The sequence below is a fragment of the Halochromatium sp. genome, from assembly GCF_054919635.1.
On record NZ_JBUDPI010000041.1, the window covers coordinates 1 to 15000 of the forward strand.

Genomic DNA, 15000 nt, shown 5'->3' on the forward strand with positions numbered 1-15000 from the left:
AAGGCAAACCAGCAGCCTGCGCAATTCGAGACGAGCTCTTGTGTCTAATCGCATAACCTGGGTCTGGTCGTCATGGCGTCGAACAATGCGGGGGACGCGGCGATGCACTAGAATCCAGTCAGGCTGACCCATCTCCGACAGGGGCTTCCTCCCACCGCTTCTCTCTTACTGCTCGCGCGATCATCCGGTTACCTCAGCATGTCCGATCCAGTTCAAGGCTCTCCGAGCGCCTCCGAGAACAGCTATCCGCTGCTCTCCATCATCGATGATCCCGCCGATCTGCGGTTGCTTCCGGCGAGCGATCTGAAACAGCTCGCCGCGGAGCTACGTGGCTTTCTGATCGATAGCGTCTCGCGAACGGGTGGTCATTTGGCCGCCGGACTCGGTGTCGTCGAGTTGAGTATCGGTTTGCACTACGTCTTTAACACCCCGTACGACCGTGTTATCTGGGATGTCGGTCATCAGGCCTATCCGCATAAGATCCTCACGGGGCGGCGTGACCGAATGGGGCGGATGCGCCAGCAGGGTGGACTCTCGGGCTTTCCAAAGCGCGCCGAGAGCCCTTATGACACCTTCGGTGTCGGTCACTCGAGCACCTCGATCAGCGCTGCGCTCGGGATGGCGATTGCCGCCAAGCAGAAGGGCGAGCAGCGAGACGTCATCGCCGTGATCGGCGATGGCGCGCTCAGTGCCGGCATGGCCTTCGAGGCCCTGAATCACGGTGGTCCGCTCGATCCCGATATCCTCGTCATCCTTAACGACAATGAGATGTCGATCTCACCGCCGGTCGGTGCGATTAGCGGGCATTTGGCGCGGCTGTTGTCCGGTGGGCTCTACACCAAGGTGCGCGAGGGCAGCAAGACCGCCTTGCGCGGCATGCCGCAGCTGCGCGAGCTCGTCGGCCGTTGGGAAGAGCACATGAAGGGCATGGTGATGCCGAGCACCCTCTTCGAAGAGCTTGGGTTCAACTATATCGGCCCCGTCGACGGGCACGATATGGATGCCGTGGTGGCGACCCTGCGCAACATGAAGAAGATGCCCGGACCGCGGCTGTTGCACCTGATCACTCAGAAAGGGCATGGCTACGAGCCGGCCGAGCACGCGCCCACGGTCTATCATGGGGTGGCCCCCTTTGATCTGAAGACGGGTGCGGTGGCGAATAAGGGCGGGAGCAAGAGCTACACCCAAGTCTTCGGTGAATGGCTCTGCGATCGCGCTGAGGCCGACTCGCGACTACTGGCAATCACCCCAGCCATGCGCGAGGGCTCAGGGATGGTGCGCTTTTCCGAGCGTTTCCCCGAGCGTTACTTCGATGTTGGTATTGCGGAGCAGCATGCGGTGACGCTTGCCGCCGGCATGGCCTGTGAGGCGATGAAGCCGGTGGTGGCCATCTATTCGACCTTCTTGCAGCGCGGCTATGATCAGCTGGTGCACGACGTCTGCCTGCAGGGGTTGGATGTGACCTTTGCGGTCGACCGCGCCGGCCTGGTCGGGGCTGATGGTCCAACGCACGCTGGCTCCTTCGATTACAGCTACACGCGCCCGCTTCCCAATATCGTCATCATGGCGCCTGCCGATGAGCATGAGTGCTGGTGGATGTTAGAGACCGCCTATGCCCATCAGGGGCCGGCGATGGTGCGCTACCCGCGCGGCAGTGGTCCCGGCGTTGCCGTGGACAAGACAGCCGGTGCACTGCTGCCGATTGGCAAGGCCGAGACCCGGAGACAGGGGCAAGACGTGGCGCTGCTGGCCTTTGGCAGTCGCGTCGCCGCGGCCGAAGCGGTTGGCGAGCGTCTCAATGCGACCGTGGTCAACATGCGTTTCGTCAAGCCACTCGATGATCTGCTGATCCTCGAGATGGCCGAGCGCCATCAGTTGCTGGTCACGATCGAGGAGAACGCGATCGCAGGTGGGGCTGGCTCGGCGGTCTCTGAGTTGCTCGCAGAGCAGGGGGTATTGGTGCGCTGTCTGCACCTGGGCTTGCCGGACCGCTGTCAAGAACAAGCCAGCCATGATCAGCAGTTGGCTGCTTGTGGGTTAGATGACGTCGGCATCGAGGAAGCGGTGCGCGCCGAGATGCGCGATCTCGGGCTGGAGCAGACGCGGCTGAAAGGAGCGAGTGCCGGATGAGCATGGCGTTTTCAGTGACTGGCCTTGAGTCTGTGGGCCCTGAATCTCTGGACCCTAAATCTCTGGTGCAGAGACTGCGTTGAATGCTGGACCCTGAGTAAGCGCATGAGCCTGAAGATCGAGCCAATCCCCGCTTTTGAGGACAACTATATCTGGCTGCTGCGTCGGCTGGATCATCCCTCTTGTGCCGTTGTTGATCCGGGCGAGGCAGAGCCGGTGGTCGAGCGCCTTGAGCGCGATGGGCTGCGGTTGGATACGATTCTGATCACGCATCACCACGGAGATCACATCGGTGGGCTGGCCGATCTGCGTCGGCATTGGCCGGAGGCAGAGGTCTTTGGGCCGAAGGATCGGCGTATCGCAGGATTGACACGGGTGGTAGCCGACGGTGATCGCGTGGACCTGCCTGGCCTAGACCTCGTGCTGGACGTGATGGCGGTTCCAGGGCATACCTCGACGCACATTGCCTATGTTGGCGACGACCTGCTGTTTTGCGGCGATACCCTGTTCGCGGCTGGTTGTGGACGGGTCTTCGATGGCACCGTGGAGCAGCTGGCGGGCTCGCTGCGGCGGATTGCCGCTCTGCCCGCTCAGACGCGCTGCTTCTGCGCGCATGAGTACACGCTGGCCAATCTTGGCTTTGCGCGCTGGGTCGAGCCAGAGAACCCGGCCGTGGCGGCGGCGATCACCGCTGCTGAGCAGCGCCGCGCCAAAGATCGGCCAACGGTGCCTACCGCCTTGGTCGAGGAACTTGAAGTGAATCCCTTTCTGCGGACCTCAGAGCCAGCTGTGGTCGCCGCAGCCGAGCGCTTTGCCGGCCTACCCCTCGATGATCACACAGAGATCTTCAGGGCGCTGCGGCGTTGGAAGGACGAGCGCTATGATTGAGGTGCAGGGGGCGGGCTCTCGATCGCATCGAGGCGCTTCCAGCGTCTTCGTCCTGAGTCCGTTTGATCAGGCCAGGCGAATCCTCGACTGGCGTCATCAGCGAGCCTTGCATCAATGAAGCCGTTGCGCGACGGATGGCTGTCGGCGCTGATCGCGCTGCCGTCCGGCGCACTCATGGTGCTCTCCTTTGCGCCGTTCGGCCTTTACCCGCTCGCAGTGCTGTCGTTGCTGGGCTTCTATCAGGCATTGCGCGGCCGCAGCCCGGTTCAGGCCTTCGCGGTCGGTTGGTTGTTCGGGCTCGCGTTGTTCGGCATCGGCGTCGCCTGGGTCCGGATCAGCCTGAACGAGTTTGGGAACATGGCGGCACCGATCGCCAACCTGCTCATGCTGCTGTTCGTCGCGGCCATGGCGCTGTACTACGGACTCACCGCTTGGCTGATCCGTTTGGTGGAGCGACGGTTGGCGACAGACGCGATGCCGCACTGGGCTGGGCCGCTGTTGCTGTTTCCGTCGGTGTGGGTACTCATGGAGTGGCTGCGTGGCTGGTTGTTCACCGGGTTTCCCTGGTTGTTTGCGGGCAATGGGCAGTTGGACGGTCCTCTCGGTGGATTGGCACCGGTATTCGGGGTGCATGGGCTGAGCCTAGCGGTGGCCGTTTCGGCTGGGTTGCTTTGGACGCTGCTGCGGCCTAGGAGGGAGCGCCGGCCTGGGGAGGGGCGCTGGGGCGCAATGCTGGGGCTCTTCCTGCTGTGGCTCTGTGCTGGCCTACTCTGGCAGGTCCAATGGACGCGCCCGGCACCGAATGCCGAGCAACGCCCGATTCGGGTGGCCGTCGTTCAGGGCAATGTTGAGCAAGCGATCAAGTGGGACGCCGATGGCCTGATGCCGACCTTGGATATCTACCTGAGCTTGACCAAGGCGCACCTGGATAGCGATCTGATCGTCTGGCCTGAGACCGCGATTCCCGAATTCTTCCATCGTGTCGAGGAGCCGCTTCTGAAGCCGCTGGGCCTGACTGCGCGCGAGGCTGGTACCGAGGTGGTGATTGGGCTTCCGGTGATGGAGCCCGATGGTCGTTACTACAACGCGCTGGTCAGCTTGGGCAGTAGTGAAGACCAGTACTTCAAGCGACATCTGGTGCCCTTCGGCGAGTTCTTGCCGTTTAAGGCGCAATTGCAGCCGCTGATCGATTGGTTCGACGTGCCCATGTCCGACTTTAGCCGCGGCGATGCAGCGCGCCCGTTGCTGCAGGTTGGCGTCTGGCCGATCGGTGCCTCGATCTGCTACGAAGACGTCTTTCCCGATGAGGTGAGGCAGGCCTTGCCAGAGGCCGCGTTCCTGATCAACGTAAGTAATGACGCCTGGTTCGGCGACTCGCTCGCTCCGCATCAGCATCTGCAGTTTGCGCGGTTACGGGCGCTTGAGACTGGTCGTTGGCTGGTGCGCGCGACGAATACCGGTATCTCAGCGATCATCGATCCCCATGGTCGGGTGCGTGATCAACTGCCGCTGTTCGAGCGCGCGACGCTCACAGGAACCCTGGAGGCGCGCGTCGGCTCGACCCCGTTCGTTCGCTTCGGCAGTCAGGTGCCGCTTGCCATCGCGGCACTGATGTTGATCGCGGCATTGATGTTGGCACTGCGGTCGCGGCTGCTCGTCAGGGCCGATGTGCACCGCAGTGTTGAGGAGCTTGAGTCGGCAGCGCCCGAATCAGGTCGGACGGATTCGTAGCGAGCGCCCGATGTCGAGATCAAGGACGGGCGAGCGATGCGCTGCTAGCGCTCGCGGCGATTCCCTGCAGGCGGTTGCATGGCTATCATGGCCCACTGAATTGCTGCCTCGGACGTCTTGCTGTGCTGGTCATCATCAATTTCTTCATCGAGCTTGCGCTGCTCCGTCGCGCACCCCAGGATTTGCCACCGTCGCCAGCCCTGTTCTTGCTGGTGCTCTTGGTTGGCCTGGGCGCTGGGCTGCTGTTGGCCATCACTGCTGGGGTTGGCCTTGGCAGCGGTCTCTTGCAGAGCCTGCTGGATCTGGCGTTGATCTTGGGCGCTTTGTCGTTGGCCCTGCGGCTCTTGGGACGTCCTCAGCGTTTTCTGCAGACGGCGACGGCCTTGGTCGGCGTCGACAGCTTGATCACTTTGATGGCCTTGCTGCCCGTTGGATTGGCGCGACCGGCCGAGGCCGATAGCGGCTTACTGGCATTGGCGGGATTATTGTTCTTGCTGCTCGTCGCCTGGAGCGTGCTGGCGACTGGCCACATCCTGCGTCACGCCTTTGGCCTTACGCTGCTGCAGGGTGCCGCCATCGCCATGGGGTTCGATCTGCTTTCATTCATGATCATCGGTGGCATCGTTGACGGCGCTGCTTGACCACTGAACGGGACCCGACGCTGATGCATCTCCACATCCTCGGTATTTGCGGCACCTTCATGGGGGGACTGGCGCTGATCGGGCGCGCCCTCGGCCACCGTGTTACCGGCTCTGATGCCAATGTCTATCCGCCGATGAGCACTCAGCTGGAGGCTGCTGGGATTGAGCTGATGCAAGGCTACGCCGCCGAGCATCTGCAGCCAGCGCCAGATCTGGTGGTGGTCGGAAACGCGATGAAACGCGGGCTGCCAGTGGTCGAGGCCATGCTCGATCGCGATCTGCCCTATACCTCCGGCCCGCAGTGGCTGGCCGAGCAGGGGCTGCGCGGGCGACATGTGCTCGCCGTCGCTGGAACCCATGGCAAGACCACGACGGCGAGCATGCTGGCCTGGATTCTGGAGACAGCGGGTAGCCGGCCCGGCTTCCTGATCGGCGGAGTGCCAAGGGATTTCGGGCTGTCGGCGCGGCTTGGTACTGGGCCTCACTTTGTCATCGAGGCGGACGAATACGACACCGCCTTCTTCGATAAGCGCTCCAAGTTCGTCCATTACCGGCCGCGCACCCTGGTGCTGAACAATCTCGAGTTCGATCACGCCGACATCTTCGATGACCTCGGACAGATTCAACGACAGTTCCATCATCTGGTGCGCACCGTGCCGGGCAGCGGCAGGATCATCCATCCTCAGCAGGATAAGGCGCTGGCGGAGGTCTTGGCGATGGGCTGCTGGACCCCCTGTGTCTCGACCGGGGTGAGAGCGGCTGGTGCGCAAGAGACGGCTCAGCGAGGCTTCCATGCTCCCAGTGCTGATCGGGCTGGCAGCGATTGGCGGGCCGAGCTCTGTGCTGCCGATGGCTCGGCGTTTCGCCTGTTTTTTCAGGAGCAGTCGCAAGGGCTGCTCGAGTGGTCCCAGATTGGGATGCACAACGTGCAGAATGCCCTCTCGGCCATTGCTGCCGCCCAGCATATCGGTATCGAGCCACGTCTCGCGATCTCGGCCCTGGCGCGTTTTCAGGGGGTGAAGCGCCGCATGGAGCTACGCGGGACCGAGGCTGGGGTGCGCGTCTACGACGACTTCGCTCATCATCCGACCGCAATCGCCAGCACCTTGGCTGGGCTGCGACGTCAAGTCGGCGAGGCGCGGATTATCGCGGTGCTGGAGCCGCGCTCGAATACCATGCGCATGGGCGCTCATCGCGAAGCGCTGGCCGCGTCTCTCGGGTTGGCGGATCGAGTCGTCGTCTACAGTCCACCGGATCTGGCCTGGGACGCGGCTGAGGCCTTGGCTGAGCTTGGGGAGCGGCTCGACTTGTGCGCGGACCTGGACGCAGTCTTGGCCGCGGCGACCGCTGAGACGCGCTCAGGCGATCATCTGCTGGTCATGAGCAACGGCGGTTTCGGCGGTATCCACCAGCGCATACTGGAGCGCATGCGGGCGGCAGCGGGTGGCTGAGGTCATCGGGGTCGCGCGCTGATGAAGGGCGCTGTGGGCTTGGCGTGGCGTGATTCAGCACACTTGCTTTTCGGTTTCAGCGGCGTTGATTTGACCAGCGCTGCCGTCACCTTCGAGAGCCGTCCACGCTAGCCGCCGTGCTCGAGCCTTGCATGATCAAACCAACCTCAGCCAACTGGACCAAGACCATTGCGATCGCTTTGACCGGAGCTTCCGGAACCGGCTACGGACTGCGCGTCTTGCAAGGCCTGATCGACGCCGAAGTCCGCGTCTATCTGCTGATCTCTCAGGCGGCTCAGGTGGTGTTACGCATGGAGGCAGGGCTTGAGGTACCGAGTCGGCCGAAGGAGGCAGAAGCCTTCTTTACCGAGTATCTGGGTGCACGGCCGGGTCAGCTCAGTGTGTTTGGCCGCCAGCAATGGACCGCGCCAGTGGCGAGCGGGACCAACCCGCCCGATGCGATGGCGATTGTGCCCTGTACCACCGGGACCCTCGCCAACATTGCGGCTGGCTTGAGCGAGGACCTGATCGATCGCGCGGCTGATGTCACCATGAAGGAGGGGCGAAAGCTGATCCTGGTGGTACGCGAGACCCCATTCACGACCATCCATCTCGAGAACATGCTGCGCCTCGCGCGGGCTGGGGTGGTGATCATGCCCGCAAACCCCGGCTTCTATTTCAACCCCCAGAGCATCGACGAGGTCATCGACTTCATGGCTGCGCGCGTGCTGGATCACCTTGGTGTTCCGCATCGCCTCTCGGCGCGCTGGGGCCAGGAGTCCTGAGCAGATCGAGCTGTTTCGGGGCGAGCAGGATCGGGCTGCCGAGGTCGATGCGAATCGCCGGTGTCTGCGCGAGGTCGGCGCGCCATTGCGCCTTGCCACTCGGATCGACTGGGATGGTGATCGGCAGTGCCAGCAGGTCGACGATGGTCTCCTTAACCACCTCAGTGATGTTGCCGGTCCAGATAGGCGCGCCCCAGATAGACCCGTCCCGGATAGACCGGCTAGGATCGATCTGGACCTGAGTGCGCCAGAGGCGAAGCACGAGGCGTCGACCATCCGACAGATCCTTAACCAGGGTCAGATCATCATGATGCCCATCGTGGACGTGCGGTAGCACGGGCAGCTCGGCGAGGGGTAACGAAGGTGATAGCAGTTTGATCGCGTTGTTCCAACTGAGCATCTCGGCGGGTGCCCAGCCTTGCCCGGCGAGGGCCTCGGCAAGGCGATCCAAGGGGCCAGCGTACTGGATATCGAAGGGGCGTCGATTGCGATGCCAGAGGTCTTTGCGGTAGTCGGCGATGGGCAGGTCGCGGCGCGAGCGCCATTGGGCCTCGGTGATCGTGATGAGCGGCCGCGAAGCGTGATGACGTGCGATGTCCTGCTGTTGTTGTGTCAGCGTAGCTGCCGTGAAGGCGGTGCTGGCGGCGATCAGCGTGACCAGGGCGAGACCAGCGGCCTGCTCGGCTGGCTCCGTATGGCAGCGAAACGCAAGGCCCAGTGCGGCGATCCAGACCAAGCCGAGGGCGATGCTGGCGATGACATCGGTGAGCCAGGCGGCACCGACATAGAGTCGCGCGAGCGCGACCGCAGTGACCAGCGCTGCGGCGAGGGCATAGGGCGTCCAGCGCCAACGCGCCGCCAGCGGACGCGACAGTGAGATGGCGAGAAAGCCATAGAGCACGGTGGCGCTCAGCACTTGACCACTGGGAAAGGACCAGGGCCAGCGCAGGTCGAGCCCAAGGTCGGGGCGCGGTACGCGCACCAGCCAGCCCAGTGCAGGGGTGACCAGCAGGGTAAAAGCGAGCGCTGCCAGCCAATACTCCAAGGCGCGCCGCTGATCACTGAACCTCAGGTAGACAAGAATGGCGACGACCAATGGAATGGTGACCACGGGCTCGCCAAGGCGGCTCAACCCGGCCATCAGCTGGTCGGCGAGCGGCGTATGCAGACTTTGACCGAGGTCGAGCGCGAACTGATTGATGCGCAGGTCTGAGGCGCCAAAGAGATCAGCGCTGAGGGACATGCCAAGGATGGCGGCGGCGCCGACGAGGGCGAGCGCGAGCGCACCCAGCGTGGCCGCATCCGGATGCTGCCGGTCGGCCAGGGCCTGCGCGGTGCGACCGAGGATCGGATGGAGGTTGCCCCAGCGCAATAGCGTTTGCACCCAGTGTGAGGCCTGGGGGCTCAGTAGCAAGAACAGCTGGCGGGCCAGCCAGATTGCACTCCAGAGCAGCACGCACAGGATGATGATCAGGATGGCGAGGCGCGCGGCGGCCTCGGCGGCGAGCTTCAGCGAAGCGCCGAAGACAATGCCAGGTGCGAGATAGGCTGGCCCCCAAGCGATGGCTGAGCTAATGTTGGCGACGGCAAAGCGCGTCCGAGACATCTGCATCATGCCGGCGACCATCGGGATGATGGCCCGGCCTGGGCCGACAAAACGACCGAAGGCGACGCTCATGGCGCCGTACTTCTCGAAGAAGGCGATGCCACGATCGAGGGGTCTTGGATGCCGGTTGAACGGCCAGTGTGAGCGAATCCGGCTCCGATAGCGGACGCCGATCCAGTAGCTCAGGCTATCGCCGCTGATGGCGCCGGCGATGGCCAGGGAGGCCGTAGGCCAGAACGCGAGCTCGCCGCTGGCGATGAGTGCGCCAGCGCCGAACAGGATCATCACACCTGGCACGATGATGCCGACGACGGCCACCGATTCGGCAAAGGCGACTAGGAAGACGGCGAGATAGGCCCAGGCGGGGTTGGCACCGATCCAGTCGAGGAGCTGGGTGAGCAAAGCCTCCATTGCGCATCAGACGCCTTGTATCAGGCGGCTGTTGCGCACTGGAAAGGGCATGGCTCAGCGAGCGAGAGCGGCGAAGGCCTTGCTGGCTGCGTCCAGCGTCGCCTCGATCTCGATGTCGCCGTGAGCGCCGGACACGAAGCCGGCCTCGAAGGCGGAGGGTGCCAGGTAGACACCCTGATCGAGCATGGCATGGAAGAATTGGCGGAACTGGTCCTGGTTGCAGGCCGTGGCCTGGGCGTAGTTGGTAACCGGGCCGGCGTCGGTAAAGAAGAGGCCGAACATGGCACCGGCGCGGTTGGTGCTAAGACCGATGCCGGCGGCGCGCGCTTGCTCTTCCATGCCGTTGGTAAGGCGCTCGGTCTGGGCCGCGACCCGGTCGTGGAAGCCGGGCTCTGAGATCAGCTCCAGCGTCTTCAGGCCGGCGGTCATGGCGATGGGATTGCCAGAGAGCGTGCCGGCTTGATACACCGGCCCCAAGGGTGAAATGTGCTCCATGACAGTACGCTTGCCGCCAAAGGCGCCGACCGGCATGCCGCCGCCGATGATCTTGCCGAGCGCGGTCAGATCCGGGGTGATACCAAAGCGCTCTTGAGCGCCGCCGCGGGCGACACGGAAGCCAGTCATGACTTCATCGAAGATCAGCAGGCTGCCATGCTCATCGCAGACCTCGCGCAGTGCTTCAAGGAAGCCGGGGACGGGCGGGATACAGTTCATGTTGCCCGCAACCGGCTCGACAATGACGCAGGCGATCTGGTCGCCGATCTCGGAGAAGGTTTGGCGTATCTGCTCGATGTCGTTGTAGTTGAGGGTGATGGTGAGCTCGGCGAGGGCCGCTGGTACGCCCGGGGAGCTTGGCTCGCCGAGGGTGAGCATGCCGGAGCCGGCCTTGACCAGCAGCGAGTCGACATGGCCGTGGTAGCAGCCCTCGAACTTGATCACCTTGTCGCGGCCGGTGTAGCCGCGCGCCAGGCGCAGGGCGCTCATGGTGGCCTCGGTGCCTGAGCTCACCATTCGGACCAGATCCATGCTCGGCACGAGCTCACAGACCTTGTCGGCCATCAGGGTCTCGAGCTCGGTCGGGGCGCCAAAAGACAGACCCATGGCCACGCGCTCGGTGACGGCAGCAATGATCTCCGGATGGGCGTGACCGAGGATCATCGGCCCCCAGGAGCCGACATAGTCGATGTAGCGTTTGCCATCGGCATCGGTGACATAGGCGCCTGCGGCCGACTCGAAGAAGACCGGGTCCCCGCCAACGCCGCGGAAGGCACGCACCGGCGAGTTGACGCCGCCAGGGATGTGTTGCTGTGCCGCGGTAAAGAGGTCGTGGGATCGGGACATCGGTGTGCTCCTGAATCGAGTCTGTGGCAAAGATGACAGGTGACCGGGATGCTTGCTGCTGCCTGCGAGCAGATCTGGTTATCGCTAGCAGCGGGCGGTCGCCAATGACCGGCCATTTTCTGGCGACCTCGCGCGGATGGCAACCGCGACATGGTCCTGACACGTTGAAAAGCGCGCGCTCAACCCTGATTGCTCTGAGGTTGAGGCGAGAACTAGCATCCTGAGCAGTATGAAACGAGAGCTATGAAGCGATACATGTGTGTGATTTGCGGACTCATCTATGACGAAGCCGAGGGTTGGCCTGAGGATGGGATTGCGCCGGGAACGGCTTGGGACGACGTGCCGCTGACTTGGAAATGCCCAGAATGTGGCGCAGGAAAGGAAGATTTTGAGATGGTCGAGGTCTGATCGCTGCAGTGCGTTCGGCCTTGGCGCCTGGCAACCATGTCTGGCAACCGGGCGCCAGCCTGCTGTACAGTGACATATCCTGTACAGTGACATATCTATGACGATCCTGTATCGGAGCATTGCGCATGCAAAACCTTATCACCGCCGCTGATCTCTCCATGACTCCCTCAGCGCAAGCCAAGCTGGCTGAGCTCTTCAAGGAGGTCGACGATGCCATTCAGGGTGTCCGGGTCTATGCCGCCTCGGGCGGATGCAGCGGCATCAGCTTCGGCATGACCTTCACCGATGTCGTCAATCCCAATGATGGCATCAGAGACTTCGAGGGCTACAAGGTCGTCGTCGATGACGGCACCCTGGAACATATTCGCGGCGTCGAGATCGACTTTGTCGATCCTGGGGACGGAAACGCAACCTTCGTCTTTAACAACCTGCCTTCGGCCGGTGGTGGTTGTGGCAGTTGTGGCTCCGCCGGTGGCAGTTGTGGCTGAGCCGAGATTGATGATCCTGGGCGGGAAGCGAGCGGATGATTAGGGTCGGTATCGTCGGTGGAACCGGATATACCGGCTCCGAGCTGCTGCGCTTGCTGGTGCGGCACGAGCGGGTCGAGGTCTCCGCCGTCACGTCTCGGTCACTTGCGGGAACCGAGGTTGCCGAGTTTCACCCGGGCTTGCGAGGTGCGATCGAACTCGTGTTTTCGACGCCGGAGGCCGCGGGGCTGGCCGATTGTGATCTGGTGCTCTTTGCAACACCGAATGGCACGGCGATGAATGAGGCTGCCGCTTTGCTTGATGCCGGTGCTCGAGTGATTGATCTGGCGGCGGATTTTCGCATCAAGGACCTGAGTGTCTGGGAGCACTGGTATGGGATGACACATGCCGCTCCGGCCTTGGTTGAGGAGGCTGTCTATGGGCTTCCGGAGGTCAACCGCGAGGCGATCGCTTCGGCGCGATTGGTTGCCAACCCTGGCTGCTATCCGACCGCTGTGACACTGGGCTTGCTGCCCTTGCTGGAGGCGGGCGCAGTAGACCCTGCGCGACTGATCGCGGACGTCAAGTCGGGCGTCAGTGGAGCTGGACGCAAGGCATCGGCCGCGCTGCTCATGGCCGAGTGTGGTGAGAGCTTTAAGTCCTACAGCGTCGGCGGGCATCGCCATCAACCCGAGATTCGCGAGAATCTGAGGCAAGCCGTTGGGGTCGATGTCGGACTGACGTTCGTGCCGCATCTGGTGCCCATGGTGCGGGGTATCGAGGCCAGTCTGTACGCGCCACTTGAGCAGCGCGACCTGGACCTGCAGACGCTGTTTGAGAACCGATATCGTGACGAGCCTTTTGTCGATGTGCTGCCGCTGGGCTCCGCAGTGGAAACACGTTCTGTGCGGGGGACCAATCTTTGCCGGCTGTCCGTGCTCGAGCCCCAAGGGGCTGGGGTCGTGGTGGTACAGTCGATCATCGACAATCTGGTCAAGGGTGCCGCCGGTCAGGCCGTGCAGAATATGAATATCATGTTCGGATGGGACGAAGCCGCCGGCTTGGCATTGTCCGCGTTGGCTCCCTAGCCCTCCGTGGCCCGGAAGCGGGGAGTTGGCGCTGTACGGGTCCGGTACCTGGGCGCGACGCGCAGCACCAGACCAAGCTTTGGAGGGACGTCGTCGCTTTTTCGTTGGCTGGTAACGCTCGGCTGGCTATTGGTGATCAGCGCGACCTTTGCGTTTGGATACTGGCTCGCTCGTTACGATACCGTCAACAATCTGGCGACCGTCGAAGCATTACGCGCGGAGCTGGCTTTGCTTTCGGAAGAGGCCGCGCGCGCACGTGAAGAGCGGCTGCGCTTGGAGCGGGCCCACCAGATGGATCGCGAGGCGAAGCGTCAAGCGCAGGAGTCGCTCTCGGAGCTTCAGCGCGAGCGACTCGAACTGATCAAGCGGGTCTCCTATCTGCAGCGTTTGGTCCGTGATGGGCAGCAGGGAGTCATCGAGGTCAAAGCGCTTCAGCTGCGCAAGGCTGCTACCCCAGGCCGCTTTTACTTCGAGATCCTGTTGAGCCAGCTCGTCCCCCAAGACGGACGAACACGAGGACGTGCGCATCTGAGCGTGGTGCTGTTGCGCGAGGGCCATGAGGAGCAGTTATCCTTGGATGCCTTGCCAGGCTCCTCCCCCGGCGAGACAACCCTCGATTTCGAGCATTTTCAAGCGATCGATGGCGAGATCGTGCTACCGGATGGGGTCGACGCCGAGCGACTAATCGTCGATATTGAGCCTGAGAGCGGCTCGCTTGCATCATCGTCAGAGGCTTACTTATGGCCTAGCGAGTTTGGAGAGGGTTGCTCGCCTCGCCTGGTGCTTGAGGCGGATAAGCTGGCCGGGTCTGCTAAGGTTGAATGAGCTGGTCTGAGGCCCCCATTCTCTGTTGACTAAAGACAGACTGATTTACTGAGGTATCGAACGATGACGGACGCTATTGCCCTTGATGAGCCCCTGGTCTTTACATCCCAGGCGGCTGCGAAGGTTGCTACCTTGATCGAGCAGGAGGACACGCCAGGCCTGATGCTGCGGGTCTACATCCAAGGTGGAGGCTGCTCGGGGTTCCAATACGGATTCACCTTTGACGAAACAGTCCAGGATGGCGACACCGAGATCGAGACAGATGGGGTCAAGCTGCTGGTCGATCCGATGAGCCTGCAGTATCTGACGGGTGCCGAGATCGATTACACCGAGGGATTGCAGGGGGCGCAGTTTGTGATCCGCAATCCGAACGCGACGACGACCTGCGGCTGTGGATCATCATTTGGTGTCTGAGCGTGGAGCTGGCTTGCGCCAGATGCGTGGCCGGATTGTTTGGCGACGCCACTGCGCTCGGCAAAGTGCCCGATCATTGATCGGCAAGATGGAAATCGCCTAACCGCCTTGCTGCCGATCCTCTTGCGGGGTCTGGCCAGGAATGGCCAGTGGGATGGCGTCGCGTCCAGATGAGGGTTTTGCGGTCGTTGGAGCCTTGGGGCTTGCCGGTGTGCTGATGCCCGGAAACTGGCCGGCGAGCAAGAAGCCCGCGACTGCGATGACGATGATCAGCAGGGTTAGGATCAATAGGCCGCGCGGGGAGCGTCGACGTTTCCTGAGGGTGGTGAAGCCTCCACTGCCCTTGTAGTCTCGCATTGTTGGTTCCCGGTTGCTTGCAGGATGACTCTCTCTTGCCTAGGGTCTCAAGTGTAGAGAAGCTGGAGTCGGGGCGAAAGGGCTAGTGGTCTAGCTTTGATCTGCGTCCGGCTGCGGTAGGCTGCGTCCGGCTCGGCGGGGGCGAGAATCCCCTAGGGTGCGGCTCGGTGCGACCCTCTGTGGCGATCGCACCTGGTTCCGTGGCAAACTTCGCGACCCTGTATCATCCGCCAACGCCTGCTAGCGGGCTTTGAGCATTATCGCGGCTCTTGATTTGCATGTCGGACTCTTTCGATCAACTGGTGCATGGCACTGATGAGGTGCTGACCGAGCAGGCCTTGCGAAAGAAGCTCGCATTAGGGCGACCTTTGCGGGTCAAGGCCGGGTTCGATCCAACCGCCCCGGACCTGCACCTCGGCCATGTGGTGCTCCTCAACAAGCTGCGCCAATTTCAGGA

15 protein-coding genes (1 of these 15 only partly in view) are annotated in these 15000 nt (G+C 62.7%); 12 read left to right on the plus strand and 3 right to left on the minus strand.

The window, feature by feature from the left end; genetic code table 11:
• Positions 1-198: 198 nt before the first annotated feature.
• From dxs to ACY693_RS04480, 6 genes are all read left to right on the plus strand, one after another.
• Entirely contained in the window at positions 199-2130 is a 1932-nt protein-coding gene (gene dxs, locus ACY693_RS04455; protein WP_462320628.1) for a 1-deoxy-D-xylulose-5-phosphate synthase, read from the plus strand.
• Between the two features lie 105 nt (positions 2131-2235).
• Positions 2236-3018: a hydroxyacylglutathione hydrolase gene (gene gloB, locus ACY693_RS04460; protein ID WP_462320629.1), complete on the plus strand. Its 783-nt coding sequence runs from the start codon at positions 2236-2238 to the stop codon at positions 3016-3018.
• A 114-nt stretch (positions 3019-3132) separates the two neighbouring features.
• Positions 3133-4749 (plus strand): apolipoprotein N-acyltransferase, encoded by a 1617-nt coding sequence (lnt, locus tag ACY693_RS04465; RefSeq protein ID WP_462320630.1) that lies wholly within the window; start codon positions 3133-3135, stop codon positions 4747-4749.
• Positions 4750-4871: 122 nt separating this feature from the next.
• Complete coding sequence (locus tag ACY693_RS04470) at positions 4872-5390, plus strand: hypothetical protein (protein WP_462320631.1); 519 nt, start codon at positions 4872-4874, stop codon at positions 5388-5390.
• Between the two features lie 23 nt (positions 5391-5413).
• Positions 5414-6841: a UDP-N-acetylmuramate:L-alanyl-gamma-D-glutamyl-meso-diaminopimelate ligase gene (gene mpl, locus ACY693_RS04475; protein ID WP_462320632.1), complete on the plus strand. Its 1428-nt coding sequence runs from the start codon at positions 5414-5416 to the stop codon at positions 6839-6841.
• 152 nt (positions 6842-6993) lie between these two features.
• Positions 6994-7626, plus strand: a complete 633-nt coding sequence (locus ACY693_RS04480; RefSeq protein ID WP_462320633.1) for a flavin prenyltransferase UbiX — start codon at positions 6994-6996, stop codon at positions 7624-7626.
• On the opposite strand, the gene ACY693_RS04485 is transcribed toward ACY693_RS04480, so the two are convergent.
• Together ACY693_RS04485 and hemL are read right to left on the minus strand one after the other, a co-directional pair.
• Entirely contained in the window at positions 7553-9643 is a 2091-nt protein-coding gene (locus ACY693_RS04485) for a bifunctional DedA family/phosphatase PAP2 family protein (RefSeq protein ID WP_462320634.1), read from the minus strand. The genes ACY693_RS04480 and ACY693_RS04485 overlap by 74 nt on opposite strands.
• A gap of 54 nt (positions 9644-9697) precedes the next feature.
• Positions 9698-10984, minus strand: coding sequence for a glutamate-1-semialdehyde 2,1-aminomutase (hemL, locus tag ACY693_RS04490; protein WP_462320635.1), 1287 nt, complete (start codon positions 10982-10984; stop codon positions 9698-9700).
• Between the two features lie 243 nt (positions 10985-11227).
• Between hemL and ACY693_RS04495 the strand changes: the two genes are divergently transcribed.
• The 5 genes from ACY693_RS04495 (at position 11228) to erpA (ending at position 14186) form a co-directional block, all read left to right on the plus strand.
• Positions 11228-11392 carry a rubredoxin gene (locus tag ACY693_RS04495; protein ID WP_462320636.1) on the plus strand — a complete coding sequence of 55 codons (165 nt, stop codon included), beginning with the start codon at positions 11228-11230 and terminating at the stop codon, positions 11390-11392.
• A gap of 125 nt (positions 11393-11517) precedes the next feature.
• A complete protein-coding gene (locus tag ACY693_RS04500; RefSeq protein WP_462320637.1) occupies positions 11518-11880 on the plus strand; it encodes a HesB/IscA family protein in 363 nt (120 codons plus the stop codon).
• A gap of 35 nt (positions 11881-11915) precedes the next feature.
• Positions 11916-12947, plus strand: coding sequence for an N-acetyl-gamma-glutamyl-phosphate reductase (gene argC / locus ACY693_RS04505; RefSeq protein WP_462320638.1), 1032 nt, complete (start codon positions 11916-11918; stop codon positions 12945-12947).
• A gap of 132 nt (positions 12948-13079) precedes the next feature.
• Complete coding sequence (locus tag ACY693_RS04510; RefSeq protein ID WP_462320639.1) at positions 13080-13772, plus strand: DUF6776 family protein; 693 nt, start codon at positions 13080-13082, stop codon at positions 13770-13772.
• Positions 13773-13835: 63 nt separating this feature from the next.
• Entirely contained in the window at positions 13836-14186 is a 351-nt protein-coding gene (gene erpA / locus ACY693_RS04515) for an iron-sulfur cluster insertion protein ErpA (RefSeq protein ID WP_462320640.1), read from the plus strand.
• A 99-nt stretch (positions 14187-14285) separates the two neighbouring features.
• Here erpA and ACY693_RS04520 read toward each other — a convergent pair whose 3' ends face one another.
• Entirely contained in the window at positions 14286-14543 is a 258-nt protein-coding gene (locus tag ACY693_RS04520) for a hypothetical protein (protein WP_462320641.1), read from the minus strand.
• Between the two features lie 278 nt (positions 14544-14821).
• Here ACY693_RS04520 and tyrS point away from each other — a divergent pair, with 278 nt between their 5' ends.
• On the plus strand, positions 14822-15000 hold the start of the coding sequence (gene tyrS / locus ACY693_RS04525; protein ID WP_462320642.1) for a tyrosine--tRNA ligase. It continues 1012 nt past the right edge of the window; 179 of the gene's 1191 nt are visible here — the first part of the coding sequence; it begins with the start codon at positions 14822-14824; its stop codon lies beyond the right edge, outside the window.

Coding starts and splice junctions, on each gene's coding strand:
- dxs (WP_462320628.1), top strand. CDS start 199: ATGTCCGATCCAGTTCAAGGCTCTCCGAGCGCCTCCGAGAACAGCTAT.
- gloB (WP_462320629.1), top strand. CDS start 2,236: ATGAGCCTGAAGATCGAGCCAATCCCCGCTTTTGAGGACAACTATATC.
- lnt (WP_462320630.1), top strand. CDS start 3,133: ATGAAGCCGTTGCGCGACGGATGGCTGTCGGCGCTGATCGCGCTGCCG.
- mpl (WP_462320632.1), top strand. CDS start 5,414: ATGCATCTCCACATCCTCGGTATTTGCGGCACCTTCATGGGGGGACTG.
- ACY693_RS04480 (WP_462320633.1), top strand. CDS start 6,994: ATGATCAAACCAACCTCAGCCAACTGGACCAAGACCATTGCGATCGCT.
- ACY693_RS04485 (WP_462320634.1), bottom strand. CDS start 9,643: ATGGAGGCTTTGCTCACCCAGCTCCTCGACTGGATCGGTGCCAACCCC.
- hemL (WP_462320635.1), bottom strand. CDS start 10,984: ATGTCCCGATCCCACGACCTCTTTACCGCGGCACAGCAACACATCCCT.
- ACY693_RS04495 (WP_462320636.1), top strand. CDS start 11,228: ATGAAGCGATACATGTGTGTGATTTGCGGACTCATCTATGACGAAGCC.
- ACY693_RS04500 (WP_462320637.1), top strand. CDS start 11,518: ATGCAAAACCTTATCACCGCCGCTGATCTCTCCATGACTCCCTCAGCG.
- argC (WP_462320638.1), top strand. CDS start 11,916: ATGATTAGGGTCGGTATCGTCGGTGGAACCGGATATACCGGCTCCGAG.
- erpA (WP_462320640.1), top strand. CDS start 13,836: ATGACGGACGCTATTGCCCTTGATGAGCCCCTGGTCTTTACATCCCAG.
- ACY693_RS04520 (WP_462320641.1), bottom strand. CDS start 14,543: ATGCGAGACTACAAGGGCAGTGGAGGCTTCACCACCCTCAGGAAACGT.